The organism is Mesorhizobium waimense, from assembly GCF_003601975.1.
In the GTDB taxonomy this organism is placed as follows: Bacteria; Pseudomonadota; Alphaproteobacteria; order Rhizobiales; family Rhizobiaceae; genus Mesorhizobium; species Mesorhizobium waimense.
Genome location: NZ_QZWZ01000150.1, coordinates 1 through 1,510, shown reverse-complemented (window position 1 = coordinate 1,510; position 1,510 = coordinate 1). Strand labels below are relative to the sequence as shown.

At 62.1% G+C, this 1,510-nt stretch carries 1 protein-coding gene; it reads left to right on the top strand.

Annotation, left to right across the window (positions count from 1 at the left end):
• Positions 1-17 precede the first annotated feature (17 nt).
• The coding region (locus D3227_RS40285) for an FAD-dependent oxidoreductase (RefSeq protein ID WP_120019455.1) at positions 18-1,510 on the top strand (1,493 nt) is incomplete at its 3' end.

Below are 1,510 nucleotides of genomic sequence, written 5' to 3'. Positions count from 1 at the left end.
TCGCCAGGGAGAAGCAAATGGCTGAAGGTCATACCAAACCAAGCGGACCGGATCTGGTGGAGGGCATCCCTTTCTCCGAGCTTCCCGATGGCGGAAAGCTGGTGGGCCATTGCGGCGATGAAGAGGTGCTGCTGGTGCGCCGTGGGACCGAGGTCTTCGCCATCGGGGCGACCTGCACGCATTACGGCGGGCCGCTCGTCGACGGTCTTGTGGTGGAGGATACCGTTCGGTGTCCCTGGCATCACGCATGCTTCGATTTGCGCACAGGCGAAGCCTTGCGCGCCCCTGCCTTCAGTCCACTCGCCTGCTGGTCGGTGGAACTGCGCGATGATCGGATATTCGTGGGCGAGAAGCGCAAGCGGACGGCACCGAAGCAGCGCGGTGGCAACACCGGCCAGGTACCGGAGAAAATCGCCATAGTCGGCGGTGGTGCGGCGGGTTTCGCAGCCGCCGAAAGACTGCGGCGCGAACACTATCAAGGCAGCATCGTCATGTTCAGCAGCGATGCAGTGCCGCCGGTCGATCGGCCCAATCTTTCCAAGGACTACCTCGCCGGCAAAGCACCGGAGGACTGGGTTCCGCTTCGCGGAGAAAGCTTTTACTCAAAAAACGACATCGACCTGCGTCTTAATGCGACTGTCGCCAGCATCGATGCACGCTCTGGCGAAGTTGTACTCGCGGACGGGGGCCGGACCCCTTACGACAGGCTGCTGCTTGCAACCGGTGCCGAACCGGTGCGCCTCACTATCCCCGGCGCTGACCAGCCACACGTCCACACGCTGCGCTCGTTCGCAGATTGCAAGGCGATCATCGCACAAGCCACGACTGCACGCAGTGCCATCGTGCTTGGGGCCAGTTTCATTGGCCTGGAAGTTGCAGCGGCACTGCGCTCGCGCGATATCGAGGTTCATGTCGTGGCGCCGGATAAGCGGCCCATGGAGCGCATCCTTGGTCCGCAAATGGGCGACTTCATCCGCGCCCTCCATGAGGAGCATGGTGTGGTGTTCCATCTCGAGGACACCGCGAGCAGCATCAACGGCAGCACGGTGAAACTCAACAGTGGCAAGACATTGCCGGCGGACCTTGTTGTCGCCGGCATCGGCGTGAAACCGCGGATGGGGCTTGCCGAAAGGGCTGGGCTTAGCATCGAGCGCGGTGTCGTGGTGGACGCGTTTCTGGAAACGAGCGCACCGGGGATTTTCGCGGCCGGCGACATTGCGCGCTGGCCAGATCCTCACAGTGGCGAGAACATTCGGGTCGAGCATTGGATAGTTGCCGAGAGGCAGGGGCAAACAGCGGCGCTCAACATGCTCGGCCATCGCGAGAAATTCGTCGCCGTGCCGTTCTTTTGGAGCCAGCATTACGACGTTCCCGTCAATTATGTCGGCCATGCCGAGCAATGGGACGAGATCGCGGTCGATGGTGACGTTGTTGCCAAGGATTGTCTCCTGCGCTTCAAGCGCGAAGGGCGGACGCTGGCTGTCGCGTCGATCTTCCGCGACATCGAGAG